Origin of the sequence: Polaromonas sp. (assembly GCF_029945895.1) — a bacterium.
Classification (GTDB): Bacteria; Pseudomonadota; Gammaproteobacteria; order Burkholderiales; family Burkholderiaceae_C; genus Polaromonas.
On record NZ_JAQSDL010000084.1, the window covers coordinates 49283 to 66320 of the forward strand.

Annotated in this window: 14 protein-coding genes and 1 pseudogene; 8 read left to right on the forward strand and 7 right to left on the reverse strand. The window is 63.9% G+C overall.

What is annotated here, in order from left to right:
• Positions 1 to 250 precede the first annotated feature (250 nt).
• On the forward strand, positions 251 to 484 hold the full coding sequence (rpmB, locus tag PSV33_RS10900; protein WP_096666509.1) for a 50S ribosomal protein L28: 234 nt from the start codon (positions 251 to 253) through the stop codon (positions 482 to 484).
• Positions 485 to 495: 11 nt separating this feature from the next.
• Positions 496 to 663 (forward strand): 50S ribosomal protein L33, encoded by a 168-nt coding sequence (gene rpmG / locus PSV33_RS10905; RefSeq protein WP_007863188.1) that lies wholly within the window; start codon positions 496 to 498, stop codon positions 661 to 663.
• Positions 664 to 961: 298 nt separating this feature from the next.
• Here the strand turns inward: rpmG and PSV33_RS10910 are convergent, their stop codons facing one another.
• Together PSV33_RS10910 and PSV33_RS10915 are read right to left on the reverse strand one after the other, a co-directional pair.
• A complete protein-coding gene (locus PSV33_RS10910; RefSeq protein ID WP_300561548.1) occupies positions 962 to 2161 on the reverse strand; it encodes an acyl-CoA desaturase in 1200 nt (399 codons plus the stop codon).
• Between the two features lie 195 nt (positions 2162 to 2356).
• A complete protein-coding gene (locus tag PSV33_RS10915; RefSeq protein WP_300561549.1) occupies positions 2357 to 3610 on the reverse strand; it encodes an RsmB/NOP family class I SAM-dependent RNA methyltransferase in 1254 nt (417 codons plus the stop codon).
• 48 nt (positions 3611 to 3658) lie between these two features.
• Here PSV33_RS10915 and PSV33_RS10920 point away from each other — a divergent pair, with 48 nt between their 5' ends.
• Complete coding sequence (locus tag PSV33_RS10920) at positions 3659 to 3901, forward strand: DUF1653 domain-containing protein (protein WP_300561552.1); 243 nt, start codon at positions 3659 to 3661, stop codon at positions 3899 to 3901.
• A gap of 118 nt (positions 3902 to 4019) precedes the next feature.
• The gene (locus PSV33_RS10925; protein WP_300561555.1) at positions 4020 to 5636 is read left to right on the forward strand and encodes a peptide chain release factor 3; all 1617 of its coding nucleotides are present in this window, start codon (positions 4020 to 4022) and stop codon (positions 5634 to 5636) included.
• A gap of 95 nt (positions 5637 to 5731) precedes the next feature.
• Here PSV33_RS10925 and PSV33_RS10930 read toward each other — a convergent pair.
• Positions 5732 to 6675: pseudogene (locus tag PSV33_RS10930) on the reverse strand (esterase-like activity of phytase family protein).
• Positions 6676 to 6840: 165 nt separating this feature from the next.
• Between PSV33_RS10930 and PSV33_RS10935 the strand changes: the two are divergent.
• Entirely contained in the window at positions 6841 to 8721 is a 1881-nt protein-coding gene (locus PSV33_RS10935; protein ID WP_300561558.1) for a 7TM diverse intracellular signaling domain-containing protein, read from the forward strand.
• Here the strand turns inward: PSV33_RS10935 and PSV33_RS10940 are convergent.
• Positions 8688 to 9155, reverse strand: coding sequence for an Lrp/AsnC family transcriptional regulator (locus tag PSV33_RS10940; RefSeq protein ID WP_300561561.1), 468 nt, complete (start codon positions 9153 to 9155; stop codon positions 8688 to 8690). The genes PSV33_RS10935 and PSV33_RS10940 overlap by 34 nt on opposite strands.
• Positions 9156 to 9257: 102 nt before the next feature.
• Here PSV33_RS10940 and mdeB point away from each other — a divergent pair, with 102 nt between their 5' ends.
• A complete protein-coding gene (gene mdeB / locus PSV33_RS10945; protein WP_300561565.1) occupies positions 9258 to 11942 on the forward strand; it encodes an alpha-ketoglutarate dehydrogenase in 2685 nt (894 codons plus the stop codon).
• A 92-nt stretch (positions 11943 to 12034) separates the two neighbouring features.
• Here the strand turns inward: mdeB and PSV33_RS10950 are convergent, their stop codons facing one another.
• From PSV33_RS10950 to PSV33_RS10960, 3 genes are all read right to left on the reverse strand, one after another.
• Positions 12035 to 12589: a fasciclin domain-containing protein gene (locus PSV33_RS10950; RefSeq protein WP_300561567.1), complete on the reverse strand. Its 555-nt coding sequence runs from the start codon at positions 12587 to 12589 to the stop codon at positions 12035 to 12037.
• Between the two features lie 135 nt (positions 12590 to 12724).
• Positions 12725 to 13318, reverse strand: coding sequence for a phosphoribosylglycinamide formyltransferase (gene purN, locus PSV33_RS10955; protein WP_300561568.1), 594 nt, complete (start codon positions 13316 to 13318; stop codon positions 12725 to 12727).
• A 38-nt stretch (positions 13319 to 13356) separates the two neighbouring features.
• Entirely contained in the window at positions 13357 to 14547 is a 1191-nt protein-coding gene (locus PSV33_RS10960) for an MFS transporter (protein WP_300561570.1), read from the reverse strand.
• A gap of 155 nt (positions 14548 to 14702) precedes the next feature.
• Here PSV33_RS10960 and PSV33_RS10965 point away from each other — a divergent pair, with 155 nt between their 5' ends.
• The gene (locus tag PSV33_RS10965) at positions 14703 to 15884 is read left to right on the forward strand and encodes an acyl-CoA dehydrogenase family protein (RefSeq protein ID WP_300561573.1); all 1182 of its coding nucleotides are present in this window, start codon (positions 14703 to 14705) and stop codon (positions 15882 to 15884) included.
• A 12-nt stretch (positions 15885 to 15896) separates the two neighbouring features.
• The gene (locus tag PSV33_RS10970) at positions 15897 to 17012 is read left to right on the forward strand and encodes an acyl-CoA dehydrogenase family protein (protein ID WP_300561574.1); all 1116 of its coding nucleotides are present in this window, start codon (positions 15897 to 15899) and stop codon (positions 17010 to 17012) included.
• Positions 17013 to 17038 lie beyond the last annotated feature (26 nt).

A 17038-nucleotide genomic window follows, 5' to 3' on the forward strand; every position in this document is an offset into this window, starting at 1 on the left:
CCTCCACGCTTGTCGCCTCGCGTACTGCACTGCCCCCCGAGGGCGCGCTACGCCTGCGGACCGGTGAAGCCGGCCCTGCGGCCCCTGCTTGATTTTTTCCGGGGAACGGCAGGCCATCAGGCTCTCCGCCTTCACCGCAGGAAACTTGAGACTTGAGGGCTGCTGGTTTTCAGGTTATAATCGCAGGCTTGGCTGAGTATCCGACGGGTGCCAGCATCCCTTTTTTTCTTTTTTTATACGGAGAGTGCTCATGGCACGCGTCTGTCAGGTTACGGGCAAAGGCCCGATGGTGGGAAACAACGTTTCTCACGCGAACAACAAAACCAAGCGCCGGTTTTTGCCTAATCTGCAATACCGCCGTTTCTGGGTCGAGACGGAAAACCGCTGGGTGCGCCTGCGTACGTCCAGCGCCGGTTTGCGCCTTGTCGACAAGCTCGGCATCGACGCGGTCCTGGTGGACCTTCGTGCCCGCGGTGAAATCTAAGGAGAGTCATCATGGCAAAAGGCGCACGCGAAAAAATCAAGCTGGAATCGACTGCCGGCACGGGTCACTTCTACACGACCACCAAAAACAAGAAAACCACGCCCGACAAGATGCTGATCATGAAGTTTGATCCCAAGGCACGCAAGCATGTGGAATACAAGGAAATCAAGCTGAAGTAATTCAGCCTGAACCTGCAGCACTTGTGCTGCACCCTGAAAAAACCCGCCCTGACCGAGTGTCCTGGCGGGTTTTTTCATGGCCGTACCCGTCTGCTCGGCCGTCGCCATGGGCCATCCGGCAGGCCTTCACGGCGTGGGCCCAGGGCTGTCCCGCAACAAGGCAGCCTCCCGGACTTGCTCACGGCCGCCCCTTCCGTGTCGATGGGCGGAACAAGGGCCAAAGAAAAACCGCCAGGGCGCGGAGCACCGAGGCGGTTTGCAGCGTGGGGGAGCAAGCCCCCCCCCCCTGACAGCGGTATCAGGCGCGTGCGGCGCGCAGCTTCATCGAAAAATCCTGCAAGGCGGCAATGCCACTTTCCTCGGCGCGGCGGCACCAGGCCTGCAGGTCGGCAGCCAGCTGCTCGCGCGATGCCGACCTCGACAGCCACATCTGGCGCAACTCTTCACGCATGGTGACCATTTTGTCGAGCACCGGGTGCTCGGCACGGGCCTGCGCCACCTGGGGCTTGGCGGCGGCAGGTACCTTGTCATCGTCACGATGCAACCAGCGGTTGGCCGTCTGCAGCACCGAGATGTCGGCCTTGCGGGCCTTGAGCGCCTCGATTTCGGCCTTGCCGGCGCGGCGCAGTTCACGCGCAAAGCCGGCCATCACCTCATAGCGGTGGGCAATCAGGGCTTCGAGGGTTTTCTCGTCGGCCACAGGCTGGATGTCCCCGAGCTGAAGCCGGGGCGGAACCTTCTTGACCGTCGCCAGGCCGACTTTTTCCATGGCGCGGATGTACACCCAGCCGATGTCGAATTCGTAGGGCTTGACAGAGAACTTGGCCGAGGTGGGATAGGTGTGGTGGTTGTTGTGCAGTTCTTCGCCGCCGATGATGATGCCCCAGGGCGAGACGTTGGTGCTGGCATCCGGCGCCTCGAAGTTGCGATAACCCCAGTAGTGGCCAATGCCATTGATGATGCCGGCGGCCGTCACGGGGATCCAGATCATCTGGACAGCCCAGACTGCCAGACCGGCTGCGCCGAACAAAGCCAGATTGATGATCATCATCAGGCCAACACCCTGCCAGCTGTAACGGGTGTAGAGGTTGCGCTCGATCCAGTCGTTCGGCGTTCCATGGCCGTACTTGACCATGGTCTCCTTGTTCTTGCTTTCAGCACGGTACAACTCGGCACCTTCCCAGAACACCTTCTTGATGCCGTAGGCCTGCGGGCTGTGCGGATCTTCCGCCGTTTCGCATTTGGCGTGGTGCTTGCGGTGGATGGACACCCACTCCTTGGTGACCTGACCGGTACCCAGCCAGAGCCAGAAGCGGAAAAAATGCGAGGGGATGGCGTGCAGGTCCATCGCGCGGTGCGCCTGGTGGCGGTGCAGATAAATCGTCACGCTGGCAATGGTGATATGGGTCGTCACCAGGGTGTACAGCACAATTTGCCACCAGCTGGCGGCGAGCAAACCATTGGCCAGCCAGTCAAGGGCGGCATCAAACAAGACCATGAGAATCCTTTAAACAGTCACCAGCCACGCATATCAAAGTTGTCTCCGGAGGCTGCGCCGGACAACTTTCCATTGTAATTGGGCCCGTGCCAAACATCAAGCCGGAGCACCCGCACCAAAACCGGCAAAAAACGAACAAAATCGCCGATTAACCGGAAACTTCGGCTTACTCGCCTTCTTTTTCCGTCAAATATATCAAATCTTTTGCCATACCGCGGCGAAAAACCCGTCCGTCTGATGCAGGTAGGGCCAGAGCCGCAGGTAGGGACCCCGGCAGAGTGTTTCCGCCTTTTCTACCCCTAGATGGGTCAACAAGGGTCCGGTTTCAAGGACGGCGAATTCTTTATTCGCGGCGCTGAAGGCCTCGGCGATCGCCTCGTTTTCCTCGCGCAGGATGCTGCAGGTGGCATACACCAGCCGTCCGCCCGGCTTGAGCAGCCTTGCGGCGCTCTGCAAGATGGCGGTCTGCTTGGCGGTCAGTTCCTCAATGGCCTGGGGGTTGTGCCGCCATTTGAGGTCGGGGTTGCGGCGCAGGGTCCCCAGGCCCGAACAGGGCGCATCGACCAGCACCCGGTCAATCTTGCCGGCCAGGCGCTTGATGCGCTCGTCCCGCTCGTGCGCGATCGCCACCGGGTGGACATTGGACAGACCGCTACGGGCCAGCCGCGGTTTGAGCGCGTCGAGCCGGTGGCCCGAGGTGTCAAAGGCGTAGAGCCGGCCGGTGTTGCGCATGCTGGCGCCCAGGGCAAGCGTCTTGCCGCCTGCGCCGGCGCAGAAGTCCACCACCATTTCACCGCGTTTGGCATCGACCAGCAAGGCGAGCAACTGGGAGCCCTCGTCCTGCACCTCGATCGCGCCGCGGGTGAACGCGTCCAGCTTGTTGAGCGCCGGTTTACCGGCCAGCCGCAGCCCCCAGGGGGAATACGGCGTGGCGACGGCCTTGATGCCGGCCTTGGCCAGCTCCTTCTGGATGTCGGCGCGCTTGTCTTTCAGGGTATTGACCCGCAGGTCCAGCCCGGCCGGCGCATTGAGGCTTTCCACCAGCGGCCAGAAGTCGTCGCCGAGCTGGGCCTTGAGTGGCTCGACCAGCCACGCCGGCAGGTTGTGGCGGTGCGGCTCCATCAGGTCGTCCGGCTTGACCTGGTCGCAGCGCGACAGCCAGTCTTTTTCCTGGTCCGTCAGGGCACCGAGCAGGAAATCGCGTTCGGCTGCAAAACCCAGAATGGCGAGGCGCCGCTCGGTCGGGCCGCTGCCGTGCTGGGCCAGATAGGTGTAGAGATTTTTTTTGCGCAGGACACCGTAAATCGTCTCGGCCACGGTCGCGCGCTCGCGCGGGCCGAGGCGCTGTTCACGAAAATGGCGCGACACCACCATGTCGGCGGGGTGTTCAAATCTGAGGACCTGCTTGAGAAGCGTGGCACAACTGTCGAGTAAGGCGTTAGGATGCATCCCCCTATTGTCCCACTGCGGGCCCGCAGCACGCCTTTTTGCATCTGGATGACCATGCCTGACAACCTTCCCCCGCTGATCACCACCCCGCCCGGCTTGTACCGTCATTACAAGGGCATGCTGTATGAAGTGGTGGGCACGGTGCGCCACAGTGAAACCCTCGAACCGCTGACGCTCTACCGGGCGCTTTACGGCGAGCATGGCCTGTGGGTGCGACCGGCCGCGATGTTCAATGAAGAGGTGGTGATCGACGGCGTGAGGCAACCACGCTTTACACGGCAAGCTGGTTAAAAACAGAAGCGGCCGCAGCGCAGGGCCGCCCCAGGCAAGGCCAGCCCCCTCGGGGCGCAACGTATGACTCGCAGTGAAAAGCGTGGGCGTCTTAGCTGGTCAACGATAATCGTGGGTTATGTCCGAATCCACTGAAATCGAAAAACAGGTCAAGCGCCGCCGCACGTTTGCCATCATCTCCCACCCTGACGCCGGCAAGACCACGCTGACGGAAAAGCTGCTGCTCTTTTCGGGCGCGATCCAGATCGCCGGCAGTGTCAAGGCGCGCAAGGCCGCGCGCCACGCCACCTCCGACTGGATGGAAATCGAAAAGCAGCGCGGCATCTCGGTGGCCAGCTCGGTCATGCAGATGGAATACCGCGACTGCGTGATCAACCTGCTGGACACCCCCGGTCACCAGGACTTTTCGGAAGACACCTACCGCGTGCTGACCGCGGTGGACGCTGCGCTGATGGTGATCGACGCGGCCAATGGCGTCGAGCCGCAGACACGGCGCCTGCTGCAGGTCTGCCGCGCCCGCAACACGCCCATCCTGACCTTTGTCAACAAGATGGACCGCGAGGTGCAGGACCCGATGAGCGTGATGGACGAGATCGAGCAGGAGCTCGGCATGACGGTCGTGCCCTTCACCTGGCCGGTCGGCATGGGCAAGCTGTTCCACGGGGTCTATGACCGGCGCGAAAAGCGCATGCGTGTGTTCAGTCCCGGCGAGGACAAGGCCGGCGGCGACGATGAGATCCTGGCCGGCCTGGACAACGCCGAAGCGGCCCGGCGTTTTGGTGCCGAGTTCAGCCAGGCGCAGGGCGAGCTCGAACTGCTGGAAGGCGCCTCGCCGGAGTTTGACCGTGCCGCGTTCCTCGCCGGCAAACAGACCCCGATGTTTTTCGGCTCGGCGATCAACAACTTTGGTGTGCAGGAAGTGCTGGACGCGCTGGTCGACCTGGCACCGGCGCCGGCCGACCGCAGCGCCCTGCAGCGCGTGGTGCATCCGGAGGAGAAGAAATTCTCGGGCGTGGTCTTCAAGATCCAGGCCAACATGGACCCGGCGCACCGCGACCGCATCGCGTTTTTGCGCGTGGCCAGCGGCGAGTTCACACGCGGCATGCGCCTGAAGGTGGTGCGCAGCGGCAAGGAAATCCGGCCCAACACCGTGGTGAGTTTCATGAGCCAGCGCCGCGAACTGCTGGACACCGCTTTTGCGGGCGACATCATCGGCATTCCGAACCACGGCATCCTGCAGCTCGGCGACACGCTCACCGAAGGCGAGGCGCTGCAGTTCACCGGCCTGCCCTTCTTCGCGCCGGAAATGTTCCGTGCAGTCGAGGTCGCCGACCCGCTGCGCAGCAAGCAGCTGCGTGCCGGCCTGACCCAGCTCGGCGAGGAAGGCGCGATCCAGGTGTTCCGGCCGATTGCCGGCTCCCTGCTGCTGCTGGGCGCGGTGGGCCAGCTGCAGTTTGAAGTGGTGGCGCACCGGCTCGAGCACGAATACGGCGTCAAGGCGCGCATCATGCCGAGCAACTTCAACCTCGCGCGCTGGGTCACCTGCGACGACCCGAACGAGCTGAAAAAATTCATCGACGCCAATGCGCACCGGGTGGCACTTGACGCGGTGGATGCGCCCACGCTGCTGGTGGACCACAGCGCCACCTTGCGTGCGGTGGAACAGCAGTGGCCCAAGATCCGCTTCCACGCGCTGCGTGAACACGCGGGCCTGGTGTTCCAGTCGAAAATATAGATTCCGAGGCCTCCCTCAGCCCCCCACAGGCCTCCAGCCCAGCAAGGACGGGCGCAAGCAGCTATTGATTCAATAGCATCTGCGCCCTGCCCCCGTCACTGCGCCTTGAGGAAGTCGCCGACTTCCAGCAGGATCAGCGCGTTGTCGTCGGCCTTGTTCGGCTCGCGGCTGCTCGAAAACGGCAGGTTGTTGTCATTGCCCACGATGATGTGCGTGGCATCCACCACATCCACGTTTTCGATCGTGAGAAGGGAAAAGTCAACACCCCATTGTTCAGCGGCTTGCGCGCCAGCCTGTTCGGGTCGGCAATCACCATCAGGTCGATGTAGCCAATCTTGCGCACCGCCGCGCCGACATTGGCCTGGCTCAGCTCGATCTTGTAGACGCGCTTGAATTTGGCGAGGCCATGGAAGCAGTCGGGGTGTTTCTGGCCTTCCGGGCAAGCCTTGTCGGCCGTGCCTTCGCCGTTGTCGCGTTCGATGATCAGTCCCGTCGTGCCGTCGATCATGTTGAAGTCGCCGATCGCATGGCTGGCGCCTTCCAGCACATACTTTCAGTGGCGGCCGGTCCAGGATTCGCTTTTGACATCGAACTCAAGCACGCGCAGGTAGTCCCTGCCGTCGAGTTTTTCGTTGCCCTTGGTGGACGTGTCCCACAAGGCGCCTTCGAGCAGCGCATACAGCTTGCTGCCGTCTTTCGAGGACGCCATGCCTTCAAATCCCTTGGAGCGACGCACCTGGAAATCCACCACGCCACCGGGTGCACCCGGCGTGATGCCCGAATGGCCTTGAAGAGGCTGACCGTTGAATGGCCGCGACACGCCGGTAGGGCGTCCGGCCGACAGGCCTTGGACCGTGCCCAAAGCCTCGACGCGTTTGCCGGTGGTGAATTTTCCGGCGTTCCTGAGATCCTGCGGGGCGTCCTTGGGCGCGGCCATGAAGGACTGTGCTGGCAGCAGTGCGTGGCAGGCCAGCGTGGCCGGGTAGGCGGTCTGTGCCTGCAGCGGTGCGGCCGCCAGCGCAGCAAGAACCGGCTGCATCGTCAGGCGACGGACTCGGGTGAAGCGAAAACAGGGCATGTGATATCCGTTGTTGAGAAAAGACGCATGGGGGTCATTTCCTGTGACATCGTGATGACCGGGCGGACCGCTATCGGACAAGCGACACTTATGCAATAAGCTATGCGAATGTTCGGAAAGGCCAGCTTGCGCGTTTTTTTCCTGGTTCTGCTTGGCCTGGTGCTGCGGGCAGGCCACACGCAGGACTTTGGCCGTCTTTACAGCGACAGCGTCACCATCACGCTGGCTGAACCGCTGCAGTGGGTGGCCGTGCCCAAAGGCAGCATCACCTCGCCTGACGCCTTCACCGCCGCCGGCCCGTGGCCCTTGCAGCCCTACGCCGACGGCACGGAGCTACCCACCTCCGGCAAGCATGACGTCTGGGCCACCTTCTCGTTGCCGGCCACCGAGTCGCTTCAGACCTGGTTCATCCGGTTGCCGGGCCAGGCGCTCATCAAGGCCAGCCTTTTTTCCCGTGGTCCCCGGGACGAGTGGCTGGTCCAGTCCGCCGGCGAAGTGATTGCGCCGGCCGACTGGTCCTTGCGCACGCGTGTGCCCAGCTTTGAACTGCAAACCCGCACGGATCGCGTACAGACCTTTTACATGCGCTTTGAGAACAACCGGGCCCTCACCGGGCAGCCCATGCTGCTGTCTCCCGTGGAGTACGTTGACGGCGCGTCCCGGGTGGGGGTGGTGATCGGCCTGATGTGGGGCATGTTCAGCGTGCTGGCCGCGCTGAGCCTGGCCGCTCTGGCGATGGCGCGCAACCGTGTGTTCCTGTGGTTTTGCGCCGTGGTGGTGACGCTGATGTTCACGCAGCTGGTGCTGATCGGTTATGGCGGCTGGCGCATCTGGCCAGGCAGTGCTCACCTCAACCAGGTCATGGGCTGGGTTTCGGCCGCGCTGAGCATGGCCGCCGGGGCATGGTTCTGCGCCCAGGCCAGTTACGCCAGGAGCGCCCACCCGCGGATTTACCGGCTGCTGGCCACGGTCGCGGCGGGCAGCCTGCTCATGGCCGGGCTGATGGCAATTGATCGGGACTTCATCCCGCGCGACCTGCGCAATCTGTGGCTGGCACTGGCCACCCTGGCGATCCTCGGCAGCCTGGTGTGGATGTCCCTGCGTGGGCAGGCGTGGAACCTGTTGTTGTTGGTGGGCACGGCGCCCATCGCGCTGGCGGCGCTGGCCCGGCTTTCGCACAACGCGGGCTGGGTGCAGAACGTCGAGGCGGCACAGGCCGCCGGTGTCCTGTCGGCCATGGTCGGGCTGCTCTGGATCTTCCTGGTGCTGGCGTGGCGCAGCCGGGCGGCACTGTTTTCCAACCAGCGCGGAGCCGCCCTCGCTACCTATGATCCGGCCAGCGGACTGATGCTGCCCCGGGTCATCGACAACCGGCTGGCGCAAATGCTGGTGCGCGCGCGTCGCAAACGCTCGGAATGCGGCCTGATCATGCTGAGCTGGCTCGACCAGGCCCCCAGCCCGGACGAACTGAGCGATCACAAGCGCAGCACCGCGCTGTCGCGCGTCGGGGAAATCCTGCGCCGGGCTGCACGCGACATGGACACAGTGGTTCGCTACGACGAGAACCTCTTTCTGATGCTGATTGAGGGCCCGGTCAACCGCGAGGCCGTCACCGAAGTCGCCACCAAAATCCAGGCCGACTGCATCCGCCTGTCCGAAAAACTGGACGACCCCAACGCCTTCAACCTGCACATGGCCATCTGGCATGGCAACCCCGGCGACCAGACCGGGCAGCAAATCATCGACAGCCTCAAAACCCGCTTGCGGCGAATGACGTCGGGACCGAGGCGTTACGTCCAGTTTGTCGATGCTGGCGGCGAACCTGCGAGCGTTCCGGCGGAGGCCGGTGCCAGGCGGGAAGACCTGGTCGCCAAAATCAATGCGATCGAAGTCTCGCACCCGGCCCTGACCAGCGAAACGCAGGCACAGCTGCTGGATCCGGCCGCACAAGCCGGGCTCCAGGAACACCCCCGTCAGGGCGCAGGCAGCGGCAACGCGGTCTTGTAGCGCACCTGCTTGAGCGCAAAACTCGAGCGTATTTTTTCAATGCCCGGAATCGGCGTGAGCTGCTCGAGGATGAATTTTTCGAGCGCAGCGATGTCGGCCACGGCGACGCGGATCAGGTAGTCGCTGTCGCCCGTCATCAGGTAACACTCCATGACCTCGTCGTGCTCGGCAATGCGCCGCTCGAACCCGGCGAGCGAGTCCTTGTTTTGCGAGCGCAGGCTGATGGAAATAAACACACTCAGACCCAGCCCCAGTGCGGCGGCATTGGCGATCGCCACATAACGGTCGATCACCCGGGCCGCCTCCAGCGCTTTGACCCGGGCCAGGCAGGGGGACGGGCTCAAATGCACGCGCCTGGCCAACTCTACATTGGACAGCGAACCGTCGCGCTGCAGTTCGTCGAGTATCCGCAAATCCAGTGCATCCAGCTTCATGGCGCTTCATCTCTCCAGTTTGCAGCATTTTATGCCGTTAACAAGGCCCTTGACGGCGCATTTTGACAGCTCATAGGGGGGCCATCGGCCTATATTGAGAGTATGAATGCACCCGTCCCCCTCCACGCCCTGCAGCCAGCTGCCCTGACCACACCCGACACCGATCCGCAGGAAACCGCCGAATGGCGCGAAGCGTTCATGGCGCTGGCCGCGACGCAGGGCCAGGCCCGGGCGCGTTACCTGCTGGATGAGCTGGCCCGGCTCGCACGCGAGCAGCGTATCGGCTGGAAGCCGGAACTTGCCACCCCTTATGTCAACACCGTGGGGGTCAACGAGCAGCCGGTGTTTCCCGGCGACCTGGCGATGGAAGAACGGCTGGCCTCGCTGATGCGCTGGAACGCCCTGGCCATGGTGGTACGTGCCAACCAGGCCGAGTCCGGCGGATCGGCCGAGCTGGGCGGCCACATCGCCAGTTATGCGAGCGCGGCCGACCTGTTCGAAACCGGCTTCAACCACTTTTTCCATGCGCGTGAAGGACTCGGCGAAGGCCAGCACAGGGGAGACCTGGTGTTTTTCCAGCCGCACAGCGCGCCCGGCGTGTATGCCCGTGCCTACCTCGAGGGCCGTCTCAACGAGAAGGATCTGGGTTTTTACCGGCAGGAACTCTCTGCGGCCAGGCAAGGCGACGGTTCGGCCAGAGGCCTGTCGAGCTACCCGCACCCTTACCTGATGCCGGACTTCTGGCAGTTCCCGACCGGCTCCATGGGGATCGGTCCGATCAGTTCGATTTACCACGCGCGTTTCATGCATTACCTCACGCACCGCCGCCTGCTGGACTGCGCCGGGCGCAAAGTGTGGGGGGTGTTCGGCGACGGCGAGATGGATGAGCCCGAATCCATGAGCGCGCTGACGCTGGCCGCACGCGAAGGCCTGGACAACCTGGTCTGGGTCGTCAATTGCAACCTGCAGCGGCTGGACGGCCCGGTGCGCGGCAACGGCCGCATCATCGACGAGCTTGAAAAACTGTTTGCAGGCGCGGGCTGGAACGTCATCAAGCTGGTCTGGGGCAGCGACTGGGACGGCCTGTTTGCGCGCGATCTGACGGGCGCGCTGACCCAGGCCTTCGCCCACACGGTGGACGGCCAGATGCAGACTTTTGCCGCGAAAGACGGCCGCTTCAACCGCGACAACTTCTTCGGCCAGAACGAGGAGCTTGCGCGCCTGGCGCAAGGCATGACGGACGAGCAGATCGACCGGCTCAAACGCGGCGGCCACGACTTGGTGAAAATCCACGCCGCCTACGCCGCGGCAGCCAAGCACACCGGGCAGCCCACAGTCATCCTGGCGCACACCAAAAAAGGCTACGGCATGGGCAGCGCGGGCCAGGGCAAGATGACCACACATTCGCAGAAGAAGTTTGACGAAAACGACTTGCTCGAATTCCGCAACCGATTCAACCTGCCGCTCAGCGACGAACAGGCCCGGCAGCTGGCGTTTTACAAGCCGGCCGCAGACAGCCCGGAAATGCAGTACCTGCATGCCCGACGCACCGCGCTAGGCGGTTATCTGCCCAAACGCGACACCCATGCCGAAACGGTGGCGATCCCGGCCCTGCCCGCCTACGCCAACTTTGCGCTGGCTGCCGACGGCAAGGAGATGAGCACCACCATGGCCTTTGTGCGCATGCTGGGCGGCCTGCTGAAAGACGCGTCACTCGGCCCGCGCATCGTGCCCATCGTCGCCGACGAGGCACGCACCTTCGGCATGGCCAATCTGTTCAAACAGGTCGGCATTTATTCGAGCGTCGGCCAGAAGTACGCGCCGGAAGACATCGGTTCGGTGCTCAGTTACCGCGAGGCGCTGGACGGACAGATCCTGGAAGAAGGCATCAGCGAGGCCGGCGCCCTGGCCAGCTGGACGGCGGCTGCCACCAGCTACAGCGTGCACGGGCTGGCCATGCTGCCCTTCTACATTTACTACTCCATGTTCGGCTTCCAGCGCGTCGGCGACCAGATCTGGGCCGCGGCCGACCAGCGCGCGCGCGGTTTTTTGCTGGGTGCCACCTCGGGCCGTACCACGCTGGGCGGCGAGGGCCTGCAGCACCAGGACGGCTCCAGCCACCTGGTGGCCGCGACCATTCCCAACTGCAAGGCTTACGACCCGGCCTTCGCCTGCGAGCTGGCCGTCATCATCGACCGGGGTACACAGGAAATGATGGTGGAGCAGCAGGACGTTTTTTACTACGTCACGCTGATGAACGAGAACTATGCCCAGCCCGATCTGCGGCCCGGCTCGGAAGCCGGCATCGTTCGCGGTTGCTATAAATTTGGTAGCTATTCACGCACATCCGACAAGGGCCGGAGCCCGAAAAAGCTTGAAAACGTGACGCTGATGGGCTCCGGCGCGATTTTGACCGAGGTCATCAAGGCGGCACAGCAGCTGACCGAACGCGGCATCGACGTCACGGTGTACAGCGTGACCAGCTGGAGCGAACTCGCGCGTGACGGCGCGGCCTGCCAGCAGCGCGCGCTTCAGGGCCAGCCGGCGTCCGCGCCCTTCATCGCAGAACAGCTCAAGGACAGCGCAGGCCCCATCATTGCCGCCACCGATTACGTTCGCGCTGTGCCTGAAAGCATCCGCGCCTTCCTGCCACCGGGCCGCAGTTACCTGACGCTGGGCACCGACGGTTTCGGCCGCAGCGACACGCGTGCAGCCCTGCGCGGTTTCTTCGGTGTGGACGCGGCCAGCATTGTCGGGGCGGCGCTGCACCAGTTGGCACAGGCCTGAAACAAGGTCCCAACAGACAAGGCCCCCGCGCGGCGCACACCGTGCGGGGGCCTTTCATTCCAGGCCGGCCCCGGGGGCAGGCGCAGCGGACATCACTTCGGCAGCAGCACCTTGTCGACCACGTGGATCACGCCATTGGACTGGTACACGTCGGCGATGGTCACGGTGGCCGAGCCGCCTTTTTCATCCGTCACCATGACTTTGCCGCCCATGGCCTTGGCCGTCAGCGTGCCGCCAGCCACGGTTTTCAGCGATGCCGACCCCTTGCCCGCGGCAATCGCCTTGGTCAGTGCGGCGGCGTCCATCTTGCCGGCCACCACGTGGTAGGTCAGGATGCCGCTCAGCGTGGCCTTGTTCTCTGGCTTGAGCAGCGTGTCCACGGTGCCGGCAGGCAACGCGGCAAAGGCGGCGTTGGTCGGCGCAAACACGGTGAACGGGCCGGGGCCTTTCAGGGTCTCGACCAGGCCGGCGGCCTTGACGGCGGCGACCAGGGTGGTGTGGTCCTTGGAATTGACGGCGTTGTCGATGATGTCTTTCGAAGCCAGCATGGGCGCGCCGCCGACCATCACCTGGGCGAAGGAAGAAGCCGCAGCCATGGACATGACCACGGCGAGACCGATGGACGCCAGTTTGTGTTTCGTTTGCATGTAGATACCCTTTGAAGTTGAACAAAAAGCCGACATCCAGGATGGGACATCAACGGCTGTGTTGGATACGGCCGCGCTGGGCGACTGGATTCAACCGCGTCCGGTACTCGGGTATCTTTTTGTATCCGCCGCCGCTCAGGGCTGCGCCTGCAGCCAGTCGTGCACCGCCTGGGGGTACAGCAGGTGCTCCTGCACCAGCACACGCGCGGCCAGCGTGTCTGCGGTGTCGTCCGGCAGCACCGGTACCACCGCTTGCGCCAGGATGGGCCCGTGGTCCAGCTCGGCCGTCACCTGGTGCACCGTGCAACCGGCCTCGCGGCAACCCGCATCAATGGCGCGCTGGTGCGTGTTCAGGCCCGTAAAGGCCGGCAGCAACGACGGGTGAATGTTGACCAGCCGCCCCGCGTAATGCCCGACAAAACCCGGCGTGAGGATGCGCATGAACCCGGCCAGCACCACCAGGGCGGGCTCATGGGCGTCGATCAGCGCCATCAGCGCGGCATCAAAGTCCTCGCGCGATTCAAACGCCTGGTGGCGCAGGACCTGCGTGGCCGCGCCCAGCGACTGCGCGAGTTGCAGCCCGGCCGCGTCGGGCCGGTTGCTGATCACCGCGGCAACCCGGGCACCGAACTGCTGCTGCCACTGCTGCGCCTGCGCGGTCCGGACGATGGCCGCCATGTTCGAGCCACTGCCCGAAATCAGGATCACGATGTTTTTGGGCTGGGGCATCCGGTTTGGCATGGGTGCATGGATTATCGCAACCCCGATCACGCCCGCGGCTGCGGCGGCCTGGCCAGGGCAAACAGCGCCAGCGTCACCACACCCATGCCGACCAGCAGCCAGAGCAGCCCGGTGTAGCCGCCCAGCCCCAGCAAGGCCCAGGCCGTCAGGAAGGGCGCCGCCGCGCGGGTGCACAGTGCAATGCCCGACATCGCGCCAGTGATGCGTCCCACATGTTCCCGGCCATAAAAGTCGGGAACGATGTTGCTGCGCACAATGGTGATCAGGCCGTTGGCCACCCCAAACAGCACGGCAAACCCCACCAGCACCAGCGGCTGGCGGCCGAGTGCAAAAATCCCTAGCGCCAGCGGAAACAAGGCCAGCACCACGAGGCCCAGCGCCCGGTGGTTCAGCCCCCGGCCCAGCCACAGGAAGGCAAAACGCCCCGCCACCTGGGCCGGACCGAACCACACCATGACCGCCACCGCCTCGGTCTGCGACAGCCCGCGCGATTCGAACGCCGGCATCAGGTGCGCCCAGATCGTCGACAGCGCAAACGCATACAGCGTGAAAGTCGCGGTCAGCAGCCAGAAGGTGCGCCCCTGCATGGCCTGGCGCAAGGTCGCCTGGTCCTGCAGCACCGCGCCGGCCGGCACGGTGCCGGGCACGGTGGGGCGCTTCCAGGGGCCGCGCAGCACCCAGGCATGCAGCGGCGCCACCAGCAGCAGCACCCCGGCCATCACCAGCAGCGCAGGCCGCCAGCCCAGGGTGAGCAGCAACCACGCCGCGGCGGGAAAGGAGAGCGTGCTCGCAAAGCCGCCGACCAGCGTGATGGTGGTGATGCCCTGGCGGTAGCGGTCAGGGAAACGTTTGGTGATCTCCATGAAAGCGGGCTCGTACAGCGTCATCGCCATGGCCAGCCCGAGCAGCGCCCACGCAGCGTACAGCAGCGGCAGGCTGTGCGCCTGCGACCAGAGGGCACAGCCGGCCGCGCCGAGCAGCGCCCCGCCGGTCAGCACAAAACGCCCGCGTCCGCGGTCAATCGCGGCGCCGACCGCATAAGTCGCCAGGCCCCAGACCATCAGGCCCAGCGTGAAGGCCCCCATGATGTCGGGCTGGCTCCAGCCCATGTCGCGCTGCATCGGCAGCACAAAGGAAGAAAAGCCGTAATACATGACGGCCCAGACAAGAATCTGGCCGACACTGAGGGCGCTGATGATGGTGCGGTAGGAAGGCAAAGTGGAGTGATTATCCGGGGCGGCAAAAAACGCTGGCCTGCGCCCGATTCTGCAAGGCGGAATCGCTCGCTATTTGTCCCAACTGGGACATAAAATTCCGAACGACCGTGCTAAAAATGCGGCAGTAACTTGAACCCCACGGAGACACGCATCTTATGGATCTCGCTTTCACCCCCGAAGAACAGACATTCCGCGAAGACATTCGCGCCTGGGTTCATGCCAATCTGCCGGCCGACATTTCGCACAAGGTGCACAACGCCCTGCGCCTGAGCCGTGACGACATGCAGCGCTGGGCAAAAATCCTCGGCAAAAAAGGCTGGCTCGGCCACGGCTGGCCCAAGGAATTTGGCGGCCCCGGCTGGAACGCGGTGCAAAAACACCTGTTCGAGGAAGAATGTGCGCTCGCCGGCGCGCCCCGCGTTGTGCCTTTTGGCCCGGTGATGGTGGCGCCGGTGATCATGGCCTTTGGCACACCCGAGCAGCAGAAACGTTTTCTGCCCGGCATCGCCAGCGGCGAGGTCTGGTGGAGCCAGGGTTACAGCGAACCGGGTTCGGGCTCGGACCTGGCCTCGGTCAAATGCCGCGCCGAACGGCAGGGTGACAAATACATCGTCAACGGCCAGAAAACCTGGACCACGCTGGGCCAGTACGGTGAGTGGATTTTCTGCCTGGTGCGCACCAGTACCGAAGGCAAGCCGCAGACCGGCATTTCCTTTTTGCTGATCGACATGAAGTCGCCCGGCGTGACCGTGCGCCCCATCGTGCTGCTCGACGGTGAGGCCGAGGTCAACGAGGTCTGGTTCGACAACGTCGAAGTCCCGGCAGAGAACCTGGTCGGCGAGGAAAACAAGGGCTGGACTTACGCCAAACACCTGCTCAGCCACGAGCGCACCAACATTGCCGACGTGAACCGCGCCAAGCGCGAGCTTGAACGCCTCAAACGCGTCGCCAGAGCCGAGGGCGTTTATGACGATCTGCGCTTCCGCGACGAAATCGCAAAGATGGAAGTCGATGTGGTGGCGCTGGAGATGCTGGTGTTGCGTGTGCTTTCCGCCGAGAAGTCCGGCAAGAACTCGCTGGACATCGCCGGCCTGCTGAAAATCCGCGGCAGTGAAATCCAGCAGCGCTACACCGAACTCATGATGCTGGCGGCCGGCCCTTTCAGCCTGCCCTTCATCGAGGAAGCCATGGAAGCCGGCTGGCAAGGCGACTTTCCCGGCGGCATCACGGCCGACGCGCCGCTGGCCTCGACCTATTTCAATATGCGCAAGACCACGATTTACGGCGGATCCAACGAGGTTCAGCGCAACATCGTGTCGCAGTTCGTGCTCGGTTAACAAGGACACATCATGGATTTTGATTTCAGCGACGATCAGGAACAACTGCGCGATGCCGTGGGCAAATGGGTAGCCAAGGCTTACGACTTCGAACGCCGTCGCGGCATTGCCAAGGCCGGCGGTTTCTCGCGAGAGGCCTATGGGCAGCTGGCCGAACTCGGCCTGACCGGTCTCTACATTCCGGAGGACGACGGTGGACTCGGCATGGGCCCGGTGGAAGGCATGGTCGTGATGGAGGAACTCGGTCGCGGTATCGTGCTCGAGCCGCTGGCCCAGGCGCTGATTGCCGGCGCTGTGTTGTCCGGCTACGCACCCGCCGATGTCAAAGCCGCCTGGCTGCCAAAAATCGCCGGCGGCGAAGCGCTGGTGGTACTCGCCGCGCAGGAGCGCGCCGCCCGCTACCAACTTGATGTCTGTGAAGCAAAAGCGGCTCCAGCCGGCGCTGGATGGACGCTGACAGCTACCAAAAACATAGTGCCCGCCGGTGACCAGGCCGATGCCTTCATCGTACCGGCGCAGGCCAAGGGCAAGATCGCGCTGTTCCTGGTCGAGCGCACGGCCCAGGGCGTCACCACCCGCGGCTACGGCACACAGGACGGCGGCCGTGCGGCCGACGTGGTGCTTCAGGACGCGCCGGCCACGCTGATCACGCTGGACGGCCTGGCGGCGCTGGAGCATGCCACCGACATCGGCATCGCCGCCACCTGCGCCGAAGCCGTCGGCGTGATGGACAAGACCCTGGCCATCACGGTCGAGTACATGAACACGCGCAAGCAGTTCGGCGTGGTGATCAGCAGCTTCCAGGCGCTGCGGCATCGCGTGGCCGACATGAAGATGCAGCTGGAGCTGGCCCGCTCCATGAGTTATTACGCCTCGCTCAAACTCAACGCGCCGGCCGCCGAACGCCGCGCCGCCATGGCGAGAGCCAAGTACCAGCTCGGCGTCTCCATGCGTTTTGTTGGCCAGCAGGCGGTGCAGCTGCATGGCGGCATCGGCGTGACCGACGAATACATCGTGAGCCACTACTTCAAGCGGCTGACACAAATGGAGATGAGTTTTGGCGACACTCTGCACCATTTGGGCGAGGTGTCGGCGAGAATGCAAGACACCGCAGGCGTATTCGCCTGATCACGATCACAACAAGCATCAGCCCG

What these genes read in the sequence shown, in the direction of transcription:
- rpmB (WP_096666509.1), top strand. Translation starts at nt 251, where the DNA reads ATGGCACGCGTCTGTCAGGTTACGGGCAAAGGCCCGATGGTGGGAAAC.
- rpmG (WP_007863188.1), top strand. Translation starts at nt 496, where the DNA reads ATGGCAAAAGGCGCACGCGAAAAAATCAAGCTGGAATCGACTGCCGGC.
- PSV33_RS10910 (WP_300561548.1), bottom strand. Translation starts at nt 2,161, where the DNA reads ATGGTCTTGTTTGATGCCGCCCTTGACTGGCTGGCCAATGGTTTGCTC.
- PSV33_RS10915 (WP_300561549.1), bottom strand. Translation starts at nt 3,610, where the DNA reads ATGCATCCTAACGCCTTACTCGACAGTTGTGCCACGCTTCTCAAGCAG.
- PSV33_RS10920 (WP_300561552.1), top strand. Translation starts at nt 3,659, where the DNA reads ATGACCATGCCTGACAACCTTCCCCCGCTGATCACCACCCCGCCCGGC.
- PSV33_RS10925 (WP_300561555.1), top strand. Translation starts at nt 4,020, where the DNA reads ATGTCCGAATCCACTGAAATCGAAAAACAGGTCAAGCGCCGCCGCACG.
- PSV33_RS10940 (WP_300561561.1), bottom strand. Translation starts at nt 9,155, where the DNA reads ATGAAGCTGGATGCACTGGATTTGCGGATACTCGACGAACTGCAGCGC.
- mdeB (WP_300561565.1), top strand. Translation starts at nt 9,258, where the DNA reads ATGAATGCACCCGTCCCCCTCCACGCCCTGCAGCCAGCTGCCCTGACC.
- PSV33_RS10950 (WP_300561567.1), bottom strand. Translation starts at nt 12,589, where the DNA reads ATGCAAACGAAACACAAACTGGCGTCCATCGGTCTCGCCGTGGTCATG.
- purN (WP_300561568.1), bottom strand. Translation starts at nt 13,318, where the DNA reads ATGCCCCAGCCCAAAAACATCGTGATCCTGATTTCGGGCAGTGGCTCG.
- PSV33_RS10965 (WP_300561573.1), top strand. Translation starts at nt 14,703, where the DNA reads ATGGATCTCGCTTTCACCCCCGAAGAACAGACATTCCGCGAAGACATT.
- PSV33_RS10970 (WP_300561574.1), top strand. Translation starts at nt 15,897, where the DNA reads ATGGATTTTGATTTCAGCGACGATCAGGAACAACTGCGCGATGCCGTG.